The sequence below is a fragment of the Pseudovibrio sp. W64 genome, from assembly GCF_001623145.1.
Taxonomy (GTDB): domain Bacteria; phylum Pseudomonadota; class Alphaproteobacteria; order Rhizobiales; family Stappiaceae; genus Pseudovibrio.
The window spans coordinates 367,621-386,375 of record NZ_LMCI01000018.1; the positions used below are offsets into that span (position 1 = coordinate 367,621).

Below are 18,755 nucleotides of genomic sequence, written 5' to 3' on the forward strand. Positions count from 1 at the left end.
AAATGGATGGTCAGCGTCGCCGCTATCAGGAAGTAGCTGAAGTCTTGCGCAAAGAGTTAGGCAACGGAACATTCAAGGTTGGAGATCGCCTGCGCCCGGAGCGCCAGATTGCTGAAGAAATGAACGTCAGCCGCTCACTCCTGCGCGAAGCTATGATCATGCTTGAGATCGAAGGCTTGATTGATGTGCGCAAAGGATCAGGCACTTACGTTGTACGCCTGCCGGATGCAGAGCAAGTTACTCCCACCTCAAATCTGGAAGACATCGGCCCGTTTGAGCTCCTTCAGGCACGCCAGCTTATGGAAAGCAACATCGCAGCCTTCGCAGCCTCCATGGTCACCAAAGCCGATATCCTGCGCATGCGCGATGCTTTGGAGCGTGAGCGCGAAGACCTGGCAAAAGGCTCCGGTGGATATGAAGCGGACGAGGAATTCCACCTGCTCATAGCAGAAGCCACCCAGAACTCGGTACTGGTCGATATGGTCAGAAACCTCTGGCAGCAACGCACCCGTTCCAGAATGTGGGATAAGCTGCACGAACGCATCTTCGACAACACATACCGCGAAGAGTGGCTCAACGACCATCAGGACATCCTCGACGCCCTGAAGCGAAGAGACCCGCAAGCAGCAAAACAGGCGATGTGGCAACACCTTGAGAACGTCAAGAAACGCCTGATGGATTTATCAGACGTAGACGATCCAGCCTTTGATGCATACCTGTTCCAGCAGGATCCACTAACGCCCGCATAACCCGCCAACGGGCATTAATAGAGCACAATTCATAGTACCGTTGCCAAATGGGGATTATATCTTTGATAAATTCCCATAGACGTTTTGCACCCTTTACAGGCGGATGTGTTCGCGAGATGTTTACTACGTAAAATCAACAAGAGTGGGATGGAACAAGCTTCCACTTCGCACGCTGTGCATAGGGTGGCCCGGCAATCATGCACGAGATTGAGCTTAAGCTTTCTGTAGACGAAACAACTCTGGAGCAACTGGCCAAAGCAAAACCACCAAAGGGCTTTGCGGTCAGTGAGCAATCCGTGAAACGTCTCCGTTCCGTGTATTACGACACGCCGGACCACACGCTCAAAAAAGCCCGTATCTCGCTGCGCACGCGCCACAACGGCACCAACTGGCTACAAACCATCAAGCAAGGCGGCGGCATGCAGTCCGGGCTCTCCAAACGGATTGAGCTGGAACTGCCCATAGCCGGAATTGAGCCAGACTTCCATGTGATTTCTGATAATGAAATCAAGCAGAAGCTGTTATCTCTGCTTGAGGGCAAGCAGTGGAGAATTCTGTTCGAGACCGCCATCACGCGCACTTTGACCTACTATACAGATAAAGCTGGTGCGAAGATTGAAGTGGCTCTGGATTCCGGCATAGCCAAAACAGACACTAAAGAGCATCCGATCCATGAAGTAGAGCTGGAGCTGATGGAAGGCCCGGTCGAAAGCCTGTACAAACTGGCAGGCGCACTCATGAAAGATCGACCAATTCTGTTTTCCAGCAGCAACAAGGCAGGCATTGGCTATCGACTGGCAAGTGGTGAACCACCTGAGCTGCCCTCAGAAGCACTTCACTCCAACTACATAGAGTTGGAACCCGAAGACAACGCAGGCTCAGCCTTCCAAAAAATCCTCAGCGAATGCCTCAACCAGATTGTTGCCAACCGTTCTTGCGTCCTTCAGCAAAATATCTCTGAAGGCCCGCACCAACTACGTGTCGGACTGCGTAGATTAAGAAGTGCGTTCAATATCTACAAAGCAGCTTTCCCGGGCAACGAAACCATCGCAGCGCTGGATATCTCCGCGAAGCAACTGGCAACAACTGCAGGAAATCAAAGAGATATCGATGTACTGGTGGAAGATATCATCACACCGGTTATCCCGTTACTGCCAGACACGCACTCAGTCGAACCGCTCTTTGAAGCCATTCAACTGGCACATGTGGAAGCTCAGGTTGAACTGAGACAGGAGCTGATTGATCCAAAGCTCAACGGCTTCCTACTCCAACTGGGAGAACTGGCACACAGCTCAGCTTGGAAAGAGAATCTGGGACTAAGCGAGTTCAGGAAACTGGACCTACCAATTCAAACCTTCGCCCAAAACGCATTGTCCAAGCGTTGGAAGGCCTGCGAAAAACGGGCCGAGAACCTGCAGGACCTCACCATCGAGCAGCGTCATGACCTCCGCAAATCACTCAAAAAACTGCGTTATACGGTTGAGTTCTTCCGCTCTCTCTATGAACCAGAAGATCTTCGTATCTTCCTTAAGTGCCTGAAACGCCTTCAAAATACCTTCGGCTACCTCAACGATGTGGCCATGGCTGACCGTCTGGTCGCAATGAAGCTTCCGCAGTCCTTACAAAATAACGAAGTTTCAACGGTCATCGGTTTTGTCGCCGGTTGGCATCAGGCCAGAGCAGACAATGCATGGCTGGAAGCGCAGGAACGTTGGAACGCCGCCGTAGAAGCACCCAAGTACTGGCTCTAAACAAAAGCCTAGTCATTTCTGACGGTTAGGTGCATCCGGTCAGCAGCCACATAGGCACGACCAATTTGTATAGGTGCTCCACTCGCGATCACATTGATAGATTCCATCATCAGCACAGGCGATCCCTCGGAGATCTTAAGCAACTCCGCATTATGCGCACTACAAAGCGCCGCCGTAATCCGGGTTTCCTGGCGCCGATAATCGCCGAAACCATACTTCTCCATGATCTTGGTGATCGAGTTGGTCTCATTCAAATCTGAAGGTAGATTGGGAAAGCGAGACACTTCAAACCAGCGCGTTCCTGCGATAATTGGTGTGCCATCTGCGTAACTCACAGACTCACATTTAAACAGTGCAGTGCCTGGTTCAATCTCCAACAGTTCGGATGTGTAAGCATCTGCAATCACTTCGGTCGTGCGGAAGATATCCCCATAAACCTCCTGCGCCTGACCCGACAAGTTCTCCGAAAAGCGCGTGCGCGGACCGATGGGATAGACCAGCGGAGCCTTGGCAACAAAGGTCCCCCGCCCCTGATCTGAACGTAAAAAACCCTCTTCGATCAAAGTGGAAATCGAACGCCGAACAGTATGGCGGTTAACCTCAAAGCTATGTGCAAGCTCTTGTTCTGTCGGGATTTTCTCCCCCTCAGAAACCTCAGCTCGCGAAAGCTCAGAGCGCAGCACTTCAGCAATCTGCTTCCACATGGCAACGCCCGCACGTCGCTCAACAGGAGAGAAATCAAATTTCATCGCATTCGTCATGTCTTCGTCATGAAACAACACTAATCAGTTGGCGAGCAAAATATTTGTCTATACAACTAGACAACATTAGTTCTAGCTTAGCAACCGAATTCAGACGCGCGGACCCAATCTTTCGACAAACCCGCAAGGCGTCACCACACAATGCCAGAGAACCAGCGTGTTCCTGAAAGTTAAAGGGGCTGAAATGACGGCAAGTTCGCTCAAAGAGCAATCACCGGAAATTGCAGCTAGGCAGAATGCTATGGGCATTCTGGCAAAGGCCTCAGCGCAAGACCTCGCAAAAGCCTGGAAAAACATCGGTTTAGAGCCGAGCTATACCGTTATTCGCCCGGCAGAAATCGGGCTCGTGATGGTCCGTGGCCGCGCTGGTGGCACCGGCGCTCCCTTCAACATGTGTGAAGCAACCGTCACTCGCTGCGTCATAGCTTTGGACGACGGGACCACCGGTTTCGGTCAAGCCCTTGGCCGCGAAAAACAAAAAGTCTTACAGGCGGCTCTCATTGACGCCCTATGGCAACAACCAGAACACCGGGATCTCGTTAAGACAAAGGTTCTTCAGCCATTGGCCGCCGCTCAAGAACAAGCAGAAAACGAAACACGCGCTGAAGTCGCCGCCACCAAGGTTGATTTCTTCACCATGGTCCGGGGAGAATAATATGAGCACGCAAACAGCCTCCTCAATCTTCGCCAAAGCGCCTGCTCCGGGTCTGGCTGATCCAGTCCACGACGCCCAGTCCGTCTTCCGCTCCGCCATGAACGCACTGGCACAACCGGGCACTGTGCAACAGCTGGGCAATCTCACACTTAGCCCTCCTGCTCCACTGTCTGTAGCCGCAACAGCGCTCGTGCTGACACTTTGCGATTATGACACACCGCTCTGGCTGGGTCCTGCGCTCGCAACCAATGAAACCGTCAAGAATTACATCCGCTTCCACACGGCAGCACCCTTCGTTGAAAGCCCTGCAGAAGCCGCTTTTGCGCTGGTCTCGGATGTAAAACTGCTCCCTGCGATTGCAAGCTTTGCTGCTGGCAATGCGGAATATCCAGACCGCTCAACCACGCTCGTTTTGATGGTCGATGAGCTCACCGAAGACGACGGTATCACGCTGAAAGGTCCAGGCATCAAGACCGAGAAGCAGTTCAGCTTCGCTCCCGCACCAGCAATGTTCTGGCAGCAGATGCAAGACAACAGCACACTCTACCCACTCGGCATCGACATCATTTTTGCTGGAACCAATCAGGTCGCAGGCCTGCCTCGCTCCACTAAAATCACCGGTTTGGAGGCTTAACTCATGTATGTTGCTGTGAAAGGTGGCGAGAAAGCCATCCGAAACGCTCACAAGCTCATGGCACGGGATCGCCGCGGCGATACCAACGTGCCATCCCTGAGCCTCAAGCAAATCTCTGAGCAGCTTTACCTCTCTGTCTCCCGCGTGATGGCAGAAGGTTCTCTGTATGATGCAGAACTGGCAGCACTCGGCATCAAGCAATCTCGCGGCGATCTCATAGAAGCTGCCTTCCTGATGCGCGCTTACAGAACAACCCTGCCACGCTTTGGGTACTCCAAGCCAATCGACACCGCTAAGATGCTGATCCGTCGACGTATTTCCGCAACTTACAAGGATCTTCCAGGCGGACAGCTACTCGGTCCAACCTTCGATTACACCCAGCGCCTGCTCGATTTCAAACTGGCGGCAGATGGCGAAGCTCCAGCACCAGAAGTGCAGGAGTTCGAGAAGGAAGAGGTCGTCCCACGCGTGACAGATCTCCTCAATGATGAAGGCCTGATTGAACCAGATGAGCCAATCGCACCGGATGCTCCAGTAGGTGACATCACCCGCGAACCTCTCACCTTCCCAGCAGACCGTGATCTGCGCTTGCAGAATCTGGCACGTGGCGACGAAGGCTTTCTGCTGGCACTTGGTTACTCCACCCAGCGCGGTTTTGGCAGAACTCATCCGTTTGCAGGCGAAATCAGACTCGGCGAAGTCGAGGTTGACTTCTTCATGGAGGAGCTCGAATTCGAAGTTCCCCTTGGCACCATGACAGTCACCGAATGTCAGATGATCAACCAGTTCCAGGGCTCCGCATCCGCACCACCACAATTCACTCGCGGCTACGGTTTGGTTCCCGGACAGGGCGAGCGCAAGGTCATGGCAATGGCTCTGGTGGATCGCTCTTTGCGGGCTGAAGAGCTGGGTGAGGAAATCGACTCCCCGACGCAAGATCAGGAGTTCGTCCTGTCTCACTCAGACAACGTGCAGGCCACCGGCTTCGTAGAACACCTCAAACTGCCACATTACGTCGACTTCCAGTCAGAACTGGAGCTGATCCGCAAGGTTCGCAAAGAGTGGCAAGAGAAACGTGAAGCGGCTGAACAGGAACTCGTTGCGGAGGCGGCACAATGACCGAGCGCGTTGAAACACAAGGCATCTCCGGCGAACACTACAATTTCGCTTATCTGGATGAGCAAACCAAACGCATGATCCGCCGCGCGATCCTCAAAGGCATCGCGGTCCCCGGCTATCAGGTGCCTTTCGCCGCCCGCGAAATGCCAATGCCATATGGCTGGGGCACCGGTGGTGTTCAGGTAACAGCTGCAGTCATCGGCAAGCACGATTGCCTGAAGATGATCGATCAGGGGTCAGACGACACCACAAACGCTGTCGCCCTGCGCAACTTCTTTGTCGAAACCACAGGTGTAGACACCACCACAAAGACAAAAGACGCCAGCATCATCCAGACCCGACACCGCATCCCGGAAGAAACGCTGACAAAGGATCAGGTGCTCGTCTATCAGGTTCCGATCCCAGAACCACTCCGCTTTCTGGAGCCGCGCGAAACCGAGACCCGCAAGATGCATGCGCTGGAAGAATACGGCCTTATGCATGTGAAGCTCTACGAGGACATCGCCAAGTTCGGCCACATAGCAACAGCCTACGCCTACCCGGTCATGGTGCAGGATCGTTACGTGATGGACCCATCCCCGACGCCTAAGTTTGACAACCCAAAGATGGACCAGATGGAAGCACTCCAGCTGTTTGGGGCAGGCCGCGAAAAACGCATCTATGCTATCCCACCACATACCAAAGTGGAGAGTTTGGATTTTGAAGACCATCCATTTGAAGTGACCCGGTTCGACCAGCCTTGCGCAATCTGCGGTGCAGAAGAGGTCTATCTGGACGAGGTCATTCTGGATGACGACGGCAACCGCATGTTCGTGTGCTCGGACAGTGATTTCTGCGAGGAACGCCGCGATGCAGGTCATGTCGGGCACCTTGGAACCAATCCTCTGGAAGCAGAAGGAAACGACTAATGTCTCTGGATATTCAAAGCTCTGAAGACCTTCCGCTGCTTCAGGTCAGTAACACCACGAAACTTTATGGCGGCCGCATCGGCTGTAAAGACGTCAGCTTCGATCTCTATCCGGGTGAGGTGCTTGCAATTGTGGGCGAGAGTGGCTCGGGCAAAACAACGCTGCTCAACAGCCTTGCAACGCGCCTCACCCCAACCTCAGGTTCGGTCAACTACCGCAACCGCATGGGCCAGATGCGCAACCTCTACGAAATGAGTGAAGCCGAGCGCCGCATGCTCATGCGTACCGACTGGGGTTTCGTCCACCAGCACCCGGCAGATGGCCTGCGCATGACAGTTTCTGCAGGTGCAAACGTTGGTGAACGCCTTATGGCAGTCGGCGCACGCCATTACGGCAACATCCGTGACACAGCAACCGATTGGCTAGGCCGCGTCGAGATAGCAGAAGACCGCATTGACGATGACCCACGCGCATTCTCCGGCGGCATGCGCCAGCGTCTCCAGATTGCCAGAAACCTCGTCACAGCCCCACGACTGGTCTTCATGGACGAACCAACTGGCGGCTTGGATGTGTCTGTTCAAGCACGCTTGCTGGACCTCCTGCGCGGTCTCGTTGCCGATCTCGGTCTCTCCGTGATCATCGTGACCCACGATCTGGCAGTAGCTCGCCTGCTCTCACACCGTATTCTGGTGATGCGCCACGGTCATGTCATCGAAAGCGGACTGACAGATCAGGTACTGGACGACCCGCAAGAGAGTTACACCCAGCTCCTTGTTTCCTCCATCTTGCAGCCATAAGGACAAGACAATGACAAACACTCCGAAAACCAAGGTGCTTGTTTCCGACCTTGCCAAGTCCTTCAAGATGCATCTGCGAGATGCACTGGAAATCCCGGTTGTCTCCGGTGTGAACTTCTCAGTTTCAGCAGGAGAATGTGTAGTTCTTGGCGGTCCGTCGGGATCAGGCAAAAGCTCGATCCTGAAAATGATCTACGCCAACTACCGCTGCCAGAAGGGCCAGATCCTGATCACGGATGGCGACGAGATCGTCAATGTGGCCGATGCAACACCCCGCCGCATTATCCGCCTACGCGAAACCACAATCGGTTACGTCTCACAGTTCCTGCGCGCCATCCCACGCGTCCCTGCCCTCCCGCTGGTCGCCGAACCTCTCATGGCACAAGGCATTGCAGAAGACGAAGCGTTTGAGCATGCTGGCAACCTGCTCTCACGCCTCAATGTGCCAGAGCGTCTCTGGCAGCTACCACCAGCAACCTTCTCGGGCGGAGAACAGCAACGCGTTAACATCGCAAGAGGCTTCATTGCACATTACCCGATCCTTCTTCTCGACGAACCAACAGCCTCACTCGATGCAACAAACCGAGCCGTTGTTGTGGAGCTGGTGGAAGAGAAGAAAACGCAAGGTGTGGCAATGGTCGGTATTCTTCACGATCATGACGTTCGCGATGCCATTGCAGACCGGATCATCGATGTAACTTCATTCGCATCGACTGCCTAAAGCATATCCGTAACCGATATGCAGAAAAGGGAAACACGCTCCATGACAAAGCCCCCCAAAATCGCGGAGACGGTCATAGAGTCAACCGTCTCCCATCGAGAGGCTGCGGTTGGCAAGCAATGCGAAGTGCTTGGCCCAACCTATCTGGAATATTGTGAGATCGGCGACTACTCCTACATTGGCCCGAACTCGACGGTTGCGGACACCACAATCGGCAAGTTCACGGCCATTGCATCCAATGTTCGCCTTGGCCCTCCCAATCATCCCCTGGAGCGGGTTTCCCAACATCGCTTTACCTACACCCCCGAATACTACCGCGAAGATAAGGAACGGGATCACCAGTTCTTTGCTGATCGCAGGGCCGCGCGTGTCATTATCGGCAATGACGTTTGGATCGGACACGGCGTAACCGTGCTACCCGGCGTAACGATTGGCGATGGTGCAATCCTTGCAGCAGGCGCTGTGGTGGCAAAAAACGTGGAGCCCTACACCATTGTAGGCGGCGTCCCGGCAAAGCTGATCAAGAGACGCTTCTCCAAGGAAGCTGCTGACCGGCTGATCCAACTCAAATGGTGGGACTGGCCAGAGGACAAAATATTCGAGCGGCTCCCTCTGTTTCAATCGATGACTGTGGAAAGGTTTCTGGAACACTTCGAACCAGCCTGAGGTGTCATAGGACTGACACCGTTTGCCCGGTACTTCGAAGCCCAAGGATATTCTGGATATGCGTTACTCAATCTATTTCACACACCCACAGTCAGGCAAACTCACTGAGTTGGGGAGCCAATGGCTCGGGCGCTCAGCCTTTTCCAATGACAGTCTCGCACACCCGCACCTGAACGAGTTTGAGCCCGGGCACCTGCACTCAATCACCGAAGACGCACGTCGCTATGGCTTCCACGCCACCATGAAACCACCATTCCATCTGGCGGAAGGTAAATCGCAGGAAGATGCAAAAGCAGCTTTCAGCACGTTCGCCAAGCAAACATCTGCCTTCACCATCGAAGGACTTGCGCCAAACTTCCTCGGCAAGTTTCTCGCCCTGACACCGACGCAGCCGTCAGAACAGCTCAACGGACTAGCAGCGCAATGCATCAAACAGTTCGATCATCTTCGCGCACCTTTGAGCGAACAAGACATCGAACGACGCCGCAAAGCGAACCTGACACCACAGCAGGATGCCTACATGCTGGAATGGGGCTACCCCTACATTTTCAAGCATTTCCATTTTCATATGACCCTGTCAAAACGACTTGAAGACGAGAGCGAGCGCAAAGCTCTCAAAGCTGCCGCAGAAAACCACTTCAAGCCTGTCATTCATCAACCAATCTCCATTTCGCACCTCACCCTCTGCGTTGAACCAGAGGCTGGGGCGCCATTTCAAGTCATTGAAATAAGACCATTGGAAGGACAAGTAGCATGAGCGATGTATTAGTCGGCGAAGCGCCACATCAGACATCAACAATGGTCGAGCCACACACACCAATGACCTTCACCAACGCAAAACTGATCCTCCCCGATCAGACGCTGGAAGGCACACTGGCGGTCGAAAATGGCATGATCAGCGACTTAAGCGACGGCAACACATCCAACGCGCTGGACTGTGAAGGCGACTACCTCATCCCCGGTCTTGTCGAGCTGCATACCGATCATCTCGAAAACCACTACAAGCCACGCCCCGGCGTCACATGGAACGCAGTCTCTGCCGTTCAGGCCCACGATGCACAGATCGCCTGCTCCGGCATCACTACCGTGTTCGATGCCCTGCGCGTTGGCATGGAAGACGATGCTGACCTGACGGCCCAAGACATGCGTGCCATGGCCGATGCCATCGAGATCGGTCAACAAGAAGGCCGCCTGCGCGCTGACCACTACATCCACCTGCGCTGTGAGGTTTCCGCCGACAACTGTGTTGAAGGTTTTGAGCTATTCAATGACGATCCGCGCGTTCGTCTTGCATCCTTGATGGACCACACACCGGGGCAACGCCAGTTCACCTCTCTGGATCAGTTCGAGCTTTACTACAAAACCAAGAAGGGTTTTTCTGACGAACAGATGCAGGAGTTCATGTTGCAAATGCAGGCCCGTGCAGATCGCAACTCCGATAAGAACCGTCTTGCCATTGCAGACCGCGCCAAAGCTGCTGGTATGATGTTGGCCAGCCATGACGACGCGACCCTCGCCCACGTTGAGGAAGCAAACAAGTTTGGTATCAACGTCGCTGAATTCCCAACCACCATGGAAGCTGCAAAGGCTTCACACGAAGCTGGCATGGCTGTGCTGATGGGTGCTCCGAACGTAGTACGTGGCAAATCTCATTCCGGCAACATTTCTGCACGCGAGTTAGCAGAAGCAGGTTATCTGGACGTTCTGTCTTCTGATTACGTCCCGGTCTCACTTCTGCAAGCTGCCTTCTTACTGGCCCAGCAAATCGAGCGCATCTCCGTTCCTGAAGCCGTACAGAAGGTAACAAAGATCCCGGCAGAGGCTGTCGGCCTTGCTGACCGTGGTGCACTGGAAGTTGGCCGCCGCGCAGACCTTGTACAGGTGCGTATGGTTGGCGACGTCCCAATCGTCCGTGGTGTCTGGCGCGAAGGATATCGCGTCGCTTAGCACGGCGGATGAGAGGGGGAACTATCGTGACAGTTTTGGATACAGCTCAGGAGCAAGCAAAAAAGCTTGGTCCCGGCGCACTGATCATGGTCGTAGGGCCAAGCGGCGCAGGCAAAGACACGCTGATTTACGGCTATAAAGAACTGTGCGAAGGCGACGAGAACATCATGTTTGCCCGTCGCCTGATCACCCGTCCGGCAGATGCCGGTTCAGAACCGCACGAAGCAGTCTGCCACAAGCAAATGTCAGAGCTTATCGATCAGGGCCGCGTGGCATTGTCGTGGCCAGCTCATGGGCTGACCTATGCCCTACCAGAATGCGTGGATCATCACATCACTAAGGGTGGGATTGCCATCGCAAATGGCTCCCGAAAAGCTTTGGCAGACGCTGTCGGCAAGTATGAGAAACTGCTGGTCGTACATATTACGGCACCAATCCACGTGCTCGCACAACGCCTTTCCATGAGAGGTCGCGAAACTGCTGAGGATATCGAGCAACGGTTAAGGCGCGCAGACCTGTCCCTGCCGCAACTACCGCATCTGGTGGAGATACAAAACACAAACGACCCTCAGGTCGGCATCAAGCAGCTGCAACAAGCAATCGCAACGTTTATGCACTGAGCTTTTTCATCGCCTCCAGGCCAAGCAGATGCGCAGTGATCATGCCAAACAATGCCGGAGCAAATTCGTACTTGAGTGGAGCAAATTCTGGCTCCTCGTAGAGTGTCACCAGAACTGGTGGTGGATTGGTCACAGGCCACAGTCCGGCAACAAACACATGAATGCTGAAGAAGACACTCATCGCCTCTTCCGCATCAAGCCACGGCAACCCTTTTTGCAAAGCGCTTGTTGCTCGGGCAGCCTCCACCAGCAATGCCCGTTTAAAATCACGCACACAATCAATGGAGATATTCTTCTCCATTGTTGGAGCAATTTCACTCATCAGCTCACATAGCACCTGACGCGACGCGAACATTTCAGCAAGAAGCTTCGCCATATCAGCAGGAGCCATCTCACCGGGAACTTCCTGCTCCAGGTCCTCAATCAGCTTCACAAAATCACGTAGCAGCAACTCAACCAGAATGGCTTCCCGCGTTTCAAAATACCGATAAATGTTGGATTTCACGATACCTGCACGGCTGGCAATTGCCTGCAAGGTCAGTCCATCTACGCCGTCCTGCTCAAGCACGCAGGTCGCGGCACATATAAGATCATTATGGCGTTGTGCTTTCGCTTCGGCAGATCTGGCGCGCTGAAAACTCTGGTTGGTCATAGTTTGGTGATAGGTCTCATTCCAATCCATGTCAATTAAACTTGGCAAGGTCCATTGACAAACATCCGTCAGACCATAAGTTAAGAGAACAAAAGTCTCCTAACTATAAATTTACGGGATCGCCAGACAAATGTACCCGAAAATACCTCTGACCGTGAATGGTCAAAAACAAGAGATAGAAGCCGACCCGGAAATGCCACTTCTGTGGGCGCTTCGGGACATTATGGATATCAAAGGCCCCAAATTCGGATGCGGTATTGCAGCCTGCGGCGCATGCACCGTTTTGATTGATGGGGAGGCCGTGCGTTCCTGCTCTCAGCCGGTTGGAGAAGTCGAAGGTGAGATCACCACCATCGAAGGTATTTCCCAAGGCGATGAACTGCATGCCGTTCAGCAAGCGTGGATGAAACACTCCGTTCCTCAATGCGGTTACTGCCAGTCCGGCCAGATCATGGCTGCAGTCGCTCTGCTGGAAGAAAATCCGGACCCGACCGATGAAGACATCAGCGATGCCATGACAAACCTGTGTCGCTGTGGCACCTACCCAAAAATCAAAGCCGCGATCAAAGACGCAGCACAAACGCTGGGAGCTTGAAGATGAGCCGATTGGGAAAATACACCCGCCGGGCCTTTCTCGGCCTTGGCGTTGCAGCTGCCGGTGGCCTTGCCGTGGGCTTCTATTTTTACCAGAAGCCCTATGCAAACCCATTGGATGCTAAGAAGGCTGAAGGTGAAACACCGTTCAATCCCTATGTGATGATTGATCAAGACAACACCATCACCATCATCACTCCACGTGCTGAGATGGGTCAGGGCGTCCACACAACACTGGCAGCTCTGGTCGCCGAAGAACTGGAAGTTCCGCTTGAGCAGGTGGTTGTGGAACATGGTCCATCCAGCCCGGCTTATTTCAACGCTGCAATGCTGGAGGAATCTACCCCCTTCCCGTTTTATGATGAAAGTGTCTTGGCAGAACTTGTTCGCGGTTCGATGAAAATCGTCGCTAAGTTCCTCGGCCTGAACATGACCGGTGGCTCCTCTTCCACCACCGACGCCTTTGTGAAGATGCGCGAAGCCGGATATGCCGCAAAGTTCGTCCTGCTAAAAGCAGCAGCAGAACACTTCGGCACCTCAGAAGATAATCTCACACTTGCAGATGGGACCATCACAGACCCAGCCTCCGGCAAGTCTGTCACTTATGGAGAGCTGGCAAGCAAAGCCGTTGCGGTCTCACCTCCAAGCGAGATAAAGCTTAAGAAAGCCAGTGACTGGAAGATCCTCGGCAAATCGCAAAAACGTGTTGAGCTGAAAGACAAAGTCACCGGAGGCCGCATTTTCGGCATCGACGTACAACTGCCAAACATGCTTTACGGCACCGTAAGAATGGCCCCACGCAAAGGTGTCAGCCTCAAGAGCTACGACAAGACCGCAACACTCGCCATTCCCGGCGTGAAAGACGTGGTTGAAATCAAAACAATCACGGGTGAAGGTTTGGGTGTTGTTGCTGACAACACCTGGGCGGCGTTCAAAGGCGCCGAAGCCTTGGAGATCGAGTGGGACGATCCACTCTCCCTTCAAAACTCCGATCAAATGTGGTCCGCCCTTGAAAACGCACTGACGCAAGAAGCCACATTCGAGTTGGGTGGCACCGGATCTGATGCAGAGGTCTTTACATCAATTCTGGAAAGTGAAGCCGTATCAGCGCAATACCGTGTCCCATTCCTGGCCCACGCCACGATGGAGCCAATGAACGCGACAGCCCAGCACGACGAAAACACGATCCGTGTCTGGACTGGAACACAGGCTCCCGGCCTCATTCAGTCTGTTGTCTCCAGCCATTTCGACATGGACAGCGCCGACATTGACGTTACCACTACCCGTCTCGGTGGAGGCTTTGGACGTCGTCTGGAAGTCGACTTTGCGCTCTATGCTGCAGTCGTTGCCAAAGCAACCGCACCAAATCCAGTAAAAGTGACTTGGACGCGCGAAGAAGACACACAGCACGACACCTACCGTCCAATGGCGATTGGCCAGTTCAAAGGTCAGGTGACACCGGATGGCACGTTAAAGACCATGGATATGCAGGTGGCTTCCCCATCCATCATCCAGAGCGTAATGCCGCGGATCTTCCCGGGTATCAGCCCTGCAGGTCCAGACAACACAGTACTCGATGGCGCCTTCAATCAGCCGCTGGATGTTGAAAACATCCGCTGTCAGGCTCACGTGGCAGATCTTCAGGTGCCTATTGGTTTCTGGCGCTCAGTCGGCAATTCAGTCAACGGTTTCTTCCATGAGAGCTTTATGGATGAGGCCGCACACAAAGCTGGCAAAGATCCACTTGAGTTCCGCTTGGCTCATCTAACCAGCGATGAATTCCGACCAGCACGGGAAGCCTTGAAGCGCGTCGCAGAAATGTCCGGCTGGGGTACACCGCTACCCGTAGGCAAAGGCCGTGGCATCGCCCACGTTCTGTCTTTCGGAACGTGGACCGCACAAGTGGTTCAGGTAGACGTCACAGACAATACTGTCACCATTGAAGAAGTCTGGGCTGTAGCCGATCCGGGTATCGTTCTTGATCCGGGTATGTTCAAGGATCAGATCATGTCCGGCATCAACTTCGGTCTCAGTCAGGCATTGGGACAGGAAATCACATGGGTTGATGGTGAGGTTGAACAAGCTAACTTCGACACCTTCGATGCCATGCGCATGTATCAAGCCCCCAAGATCACAATTGAGCTGCTGGAGAATTCTCCACGTATGGGCGGCGCAGGCGAACCCGGCACACCGCCATCAACGCCAGCATTGGCAAATGCGATCTTCGCAGCAACGGGCAAGCGCATCAGACAGATGCCTCTCAGCAACGAGATAGACTTCATCTAAAAACAAAAAAGCCCGGAGCATTCCCCGCTCCGGGCTTTTTAACTTGCTTGTACGCCGGTTAGTCAGTCAGGAAACCAGCTGGCATCCCAAATGCCTCCTCCAGAGAGGTCAACGTTGCATCCGTATCCGCTGTTCCATCTGCAACGGCTTCCACATTCACATTCCCCGGCCCACGCGGCACCACATCACGTCGCTTCAGATCACGCTTGGGTGCCGCGATCACCCGTGACTTCTTCGGTGTTGTAGCCGCAACCGCAGGCGCCGACGCTTCACCCGGCTTAGCCACAGGCATGACAATCTTGGAGGTATCAGTGTTCGCTACAGCACCTTCAGCAAGAGGAGGCAGATCGCCGTCTCCAACCGAAGCTGTAGTCACATCACTATCTTCCGCAGTCGGCTGAGCAAGAACGGCTGGCTCCGCTGCTGCATTCGCGGTAGTTGAAGGTGAAGCAACAGACGCATCTTTTGCAGCAGCAGCTCTCAAACGCTGTGCCTCTTCAACTGTCTTTGCAGTTTCAAGGTCCTTCGCCAATTTCTCAGAAAGCTTTTGTGTCTGCTTCACATCACCAAAGGAAGCACTCGCATATTCCTGAATGCCGACAGGCTCAAAGCTCGGAAGGTTGATCGATCCACGGATCTTCAGCGGCGCCAAATCCGCGGTCTGCGTCGTTGCAGCTCCCTCATCATCCAGCTTAGACTGATCGAGCAGGCTTGGCTGCAAATACCACAGGACCTCACCATCTTTGATGCTAATTGCACCGCGTCCTTCAACCAGCGCAGTCTTGCTTTGCAACGTCAGTGCCTGAAATTCTGCAGTACCCTGATCAAAAATGACATCAGCACCCCAGCTGGAAAATTCAGTCTGATCATTGTCCGTAAACGGCCAACCCGTAATGCCTTTGCCCCCGACAGAGGCAACCAGCCGGTCCACATCCAACTCATGCAACATGCCATTGCCAAGCTGGAAGCTGAGCGCTCCACCCATATTGACCCAGAGGTCACTCGGTGTCTTACCGGAGGTGTTCACATCCATTTCAGCATACAGATTACCATCAACACGCGGCATATCACTGAGCGATGCAAGGAATGGAGCCGCATCAATACCTTTTAGCGAGAACTCAGCAGAGATACCCGGTTTAACCGTTGCGCCGTTCAGAAGAAGTTTGCCAGCACCCTCGCCTTGATAAAGGCCAACACGGGCAACATCCAAAGCCAATCGGCCATCAGACAGCGCTGCTTTCAACTCTGCATTCCGTCCACGAAGCGCACCAAGCTTCAGGTCCTGAATGGAAAGCGCCAGGTCCAGATCAAAACTGCGCAAGACGGAGAAGTCATAAGCGCCCTCGCCCTTGTCATTCTTCTCATCACTGCGAGAGAACATCTTATCGAAAGATGCATGCGCAACTTCCAATTCACCACTGAGCTTTGGAACTTCGCCTGTATCCAGACGGCCAGTTCCTTTGAGGCTTGTATCATCCAGAACAAACCGCGCATTCTCAAAGGCAACACCCTTATCATCAGCTTCAAACTGACCTGAAAGCAACAGCTTCTGACCGCGCAGATAGCGAGGGAGCGGTCGACCATACCAACGGGCAAAATTGCTGAAGTCATCTGTCTGGAAAGTAAAGATCCCATCAAAGCCATCGCGCAATGAGTACGGACCAGTCAAACTCCCGGAAAACATCTCACTGGAGAACGCGAGATCTATATTCGCATCAGAGCGCAGACCACCCTGCAAAACAATCGGCTCACCATGCCAGCGCGCGGTGCCTTGCAGCTGTAGTGGCTGAGACAGGCCTGAGAAGACAAAAGTCAGATCCATGTCATCAAGAGCTTCGTCGCGCCCTTCAACCGCCAGCATATTTGGCAGGCGAATGTCAGCAACACGCCCCTTCCGCAGGATCGCACCACCATCAACTTCCAGCGCAGCAACCAACTCATCATAGGATTGGCCAACGCCGTAGAAAGATGCATCCACATTGGCAAAACCGGATGCAGGGGCGTCTAACCCAACCAGGCGAAGCAGTTGCTCAAAATTCAAGGACTGCCCGCTGACCTGCCCCTTTAACTCATAGCCGTCTTCAAGGTAGTTCATCGCAATGTTGCCGCCAAAGCCAACAGAGCCAGCAGTAATGGAAAGGTCTTTTGTGCGAACACCACGTTGGCGGAACTGCAGCTCACTTGTCAGTGCACCACTGCCAACACCTTCTGGTAAGACCGCATCATGTTGTTCAGCAACGGCAGCAAGGCTCGGCAACTCAACAGAAACTTGCAATGTGCCAACAGGCCGTGCACCAAAGGCAAGCTGGCCATTAAAACGAACTTTCTCTTGAGCAGGTCCAGTTAAATGAGCCTCAACAGACGTCGCGCGAGCCTCGCTCAGCGCGGTAACTGATCCAACGCGTCCACCAACAATGTAACGCTCATCACTCTGATTAAACGCACCTTCTGCTGTCAGGCCATCACCGTCATGCTCAAAATTAAGCACGAGATCGATCTCAGAAAGAACTATTGGTGCTTCTTGCTCTGGCTCACTGTAAGAAACGACACCTTTTTGAATGCTGACTGTGTCCAAGTCCAACTGCTGCATAAAGGAAGCAACGCGGCCTGCAATATTTGCAGCAACCAGAGAGGCTTCCCCTTCTTCACCCTCAGAAAGCTGCGGCTGCCAGGACGCCCCGCCTTTCTGATCAAATTCGAGCATCCACTTTGGCTCGACAAGCTCAATGTTGCGGATGATGTTGCCACCAGTCAGCAAACGCAGAGAGTTCAGCTCGAACCGGGCTTTCTCAACCCGTGCAAACTCAATCCCGTCAGCTCGTGCAACACCTGCAACGCCAACATTATCAACTTCGATCGCCAGTGTCGGAAACAGATCCACACTCGTGCGCCCGTCAAGTCGCAGCTTCCATCCGGTTGCTGTCTCAAAGGACTCTGCAATTTGGGCTTTCAGCTGTTTCTGTGGAACGAGAAGTGGCGCAAGCACCAGACCACAAACCACAAGAGCGGCAAGAGCTCCAAAAATAAGAAGAGAGCGTTTCATTTAGTCTTAGTATCCTAGTGGACGGTTTCGTGAGGCCCGAAAAAAGACTCTCATGTAAGCAGCTTGTACTCAACAAATACAGGGCAAAAAGCCCGTAGAAAACGTCTAAATTATGATTGGTTAAAGCCTTTCAAGACCCAGAACAAAAGCACAACCTATCCTGAACCACTGCGTTCTATCATATTTGCTCCCAATTGTCGCAGTATCACGTGGCTTCAAATTGGCGTATTTCTGTCCTTTTCCTTGGTTTTTGTAATTGTTTTTGCGTATCAATAGTATTCCATTCGGATCTGAATCATCTTTAAGCACAACAGAAAAGCACTATTTTAAAGTGCAAGAAAACCAATAGTTGCACGGAGCACATGAATGCTGGACGCCCTGAAAAAGTTCTTCAAAGACCTGTCAAACGAGCAGGAAGAAGCAGGCCGCTTTTCTGAAGACGATGAGCGGCTGGCGGTCGCAGCGCTCATGTTCCATATCATCGCTGTAGATGGCGAGATTGAGCAGCAGGAGCTGGACCAGTTAAAACGCGTCTTACAGCAGCAGTATGAGCTGAATGAGGAAGACACAAAAGAGCTGATGGACCTCGCCAAAGTACGTGATGAGGATGCAGTTGATCTTTATGGCTTCACATCAGTCCTCAAGCGCAAGCTGGAGCCGGAGCAACGCCTGACAGTCATCGAGGCACTCTGGGAAATGGTCTACGCAGATGGGTCCGTCCATGAATTTGAAGACAACACAATTTGGCGCGTTGCCGAGCTATTAGGCGTGTCCTCCAGAGACCGCATGAAGCTTAAGCAAAAAGTGGCCAAGCGACAAAGTGGCAGTAGCCCTTCTTCGACCTGAAGGTTT

General features: G+C 53.3%; 18 protein-coding genes. 15 read left to right on the forward strand and 3 right to left on the reverse strand.

The annotated features are described in order from the left end of the window. Positions 1–2 precede the first annotated feature (2 nt). A complete protein-coding gene (locus tag PsW64_RS10455) occupies positions 3–749 on the forward strand; it encodes an FCD domain-containing protein (RefSeq protein WP_057461877.1) in 747 nt (248 codons plus the stop codon). Between the two features lie 197 nt (positions 750–946). Further along, on the forward strand, positions 947–2,500 hold the full coding sequence (locus PsW64_RS10460) for a CYTH and CHAD domain-containing protein (protein WP_063303538.1): 1,554 nt from the start codon (positions 947–949) through the stop codon (positions 2,498–2,500). A gap of 8 nt (positions 2,501–2,508) precedes the next feature. On the opposite strand, the gene phnF is transcribed toward PsW64_RS10460, so the two are convergent. Next, positions 2,509–3,261 carry a phosphonate metabolism transcriptional regulator PhnF gene (gene phnF / locus PsW64_RS10465; RefSeq protein ID WP_208980710.1) on the reverse strand — a complete coding sequence of 251 codons (753 nt, stop codon included), beginning with the start codon at positions 3,259–3,261 and terminating at the stop codon, positions 2,509–2,511. A 184-nt stretch (positions 3,262–3,445) separates the two neighbouring features. Between phnF and phnG the strand changes: the two genes are divergently transcribed. Genes phnG through phnN form a run of 10 tightly spaced genes read left to right on the forward strand, consistent with a single transcriptional unit; the run spans position 3,446 to position 11,328 of the window. Then, positions 3,446–3,916, forward strand: a complete 471-nt coding sequence (gene phnG, locus PsW64_RS10470; RefSeq protein WP_063303588.1) for a phosphonate C-P lyase system protein PhnG — start codon at positions 3,446–3,448, stop codon at positions 3,914–3,916. Between the two features lies 1 nt (position 3,917). After that, positions 3,918–4,550 carry a phosphonate C-P lyase system protein PhnH gene (phnH, locus tag PsW64_RS10475; RefSeq protein WP_063303540.1) on the forward strand — a complete coding sequence of 211 codons (633 nt, stop codon included), beginning with the start codon at positions 3,918–3,920 and terminating at the stop codon, positions 4,548–4,550. Positions 4,551–4,553: 3 nt separating this feature from the next. Further along, positions 4,554–5,669: a carbon-phosphorus lyase complex subunit PhnI gene (locus tag PsW64_RS10480; RefSeq protein WP_063303541.1), complete on the forward strand. Its 1,116-nt coding sequence runs from the start codon at positions 4,554–4,556 to the stop codon at positions 5,667–5,669. Further along, entirely contained in the window at positions 5,666–6,577 is a 912-nt protein-coding gene (locus tag PsW64_RS10485; RefSeq protein ID WP_063303542.1) for an alpha-D-ribose 1-methylphosphonate 5-phosphate C-P-lyase PhnJ, read from the forward strand. The genes PsW64_RS10480 and PsW64_RS10485 overlap by 4 nt, the downstream gene beginning before the upstream one ends. Next, on the forward strand, positions 6,577–7,374 hold the full coding sequence (gene phnK / locus PsW64_RS10490) for a phosphonate C-P lyase system protein PhnK (protein WP_063303543.1): 798 nt from the start codon (positions 6,577–6,579) through the stop codon (positions 7,372–7,374). Before PsW64_RS10485 ends, phnK begins: the two co-directional genes overlap by 1 nt. A 10-nt stretch (positions 7,375–7,384) precedes the next feature. After that, positions 7,385–8,095 carry a phosphonate C-P lyase system protein PhnL gene (gene phnL / locus PsW64_RS10495; protein ID WP_063303544.1) on the forward strand — a complete coding sequence of 237 codons (711 nt, stop codon included), beginning with the start codon at positions 7,385–7,387 and terminating at the stop codon, positions 8,093–8,095. A gap of 42 nt (positions 8,096–8,137) precedes the next feature. Further along, complete coding sequence (locus PsW64_RS10500; RefSeq protein ID WP_063303545.1) at positions 8,138–8,761, forward strand: DapH/DapD/GlmU-related protein; 624 nt, start codon at positions 8,138–8,140, stop codon at positions 8,759–8,761. 58 nt (positions 8,762–8,819) lie between these two features. Next, positions 8,820–9,518 carry a DUF1045 domain-containing protein gene (locus PsW64_RS10505; RefSeq protein WP_063303546.1) on the forward strand — a complete coding sequence of 233 codons (699 nt, stop codon included), beginning with the start codon at positions 8,820–8,822 and terminating at the stop codon, positions 9,516–9,518. A 41-nt stretch (positions 9,519–9,559) separates the two neighbouring features. Continuing rightward, positions 9,560–10,708, forward strand: coding sequence for an alpha-D-ribose 1-methylphosphonate 5-triphosphate diphosphatase (locus PsW64_RS10510; RefSeq protein WP_063303589.1), 1,149 nt, complete (start codon positions 9,560–9,562; stop codon positions 10,706–10,708). A 26-nt stretch (positions 10,709–10,734) separates the two neighbouring features. Further along, entirely contained in the window at positions 10,735–11,328 is a 594-nt protein-coding gene (phnN, locus tag PsW64_RS10515) for a phosphonate metabolism protein/1,5-bisphosphokinase (PRPP-forming) PhnN (RefSeq protein ID WP_063303547.1), read from the forward strand. Here phnN and PsW64_RS10520 read toward each other — a convergent pair. After that, positions 11,318–12,010: a TetR/AcrR family transcriptional regulator gene (locus PsW64_RS10520; protein ID WP_208980711.1), complete on the reverse strand. Its 693-nt coding sequence runs from the start codon at positions 12,008–12,010 to the stop codon at positions 11,318–11,320. The two genes, phnN and PsW64_RS10520, sit on opposite strands and share 11 nt — an antisense overlap. 100 nt (positions 12,011–12,110) lie before the next feature. Here PsW64_RS10520 and PsW64_RS10525 point away from each other — a divergent pair, with 100 nt between their 5' ends. Further along, complete coding sequence (locus PsW64_RS10525; RefSeq protein ID WP_082827038.1) at positions 12,111–12,575, forward strand: (2Fe-2S)-binding protein; 465 nt, start codon at positions 12,111–12,113, stop codon at positions 12,573–12,575. 2 nt (positions 12,576–12,577) lie between these two features. Then, positions 12,578–14,860, forward strand: a complete 2,283-nt coding sequence (locus PsW64_RS10530; RefSeq protein ID WP_063303549.1) for a xanthine dehydrogenase family protein molybdopterin-binding subunit — start codon at positions 12,578–12,580, stop codon at positions 14,858–14,860. Between the two features lie 58 nt (positions 14,861–14,918). On the opposite strand, the gene PsW64_RS10535 is transcribed toward PsW64_RS10530, so the two are convergent. Further along, entirely contained in the window at positions 14,919–17,903 is a 2,985-nt protein-coding gene (locus tag PsW64_RS10535; protein WP_063303550.1) for an AsmA family protein, read from the reverse strand. 366 nt (positions 17,904–18,269) lie between these two features. On the opposite strand from PsW64_RS10535, the gene PsW64_RS10540 reads away from it, so the two are divergent. Further along, a complete protein-coding gene (locus tag PsW64_RS10540) occupies positions 18,270–18,749 on the forward strand; it encodes a tellurite resistance TerB family protein (RefSeq protein WP_057461891.1) in 480 nt (159 codons plus the stop codon). Positions 18,750–18,755 lie beyond the last annotated feature (6 nt).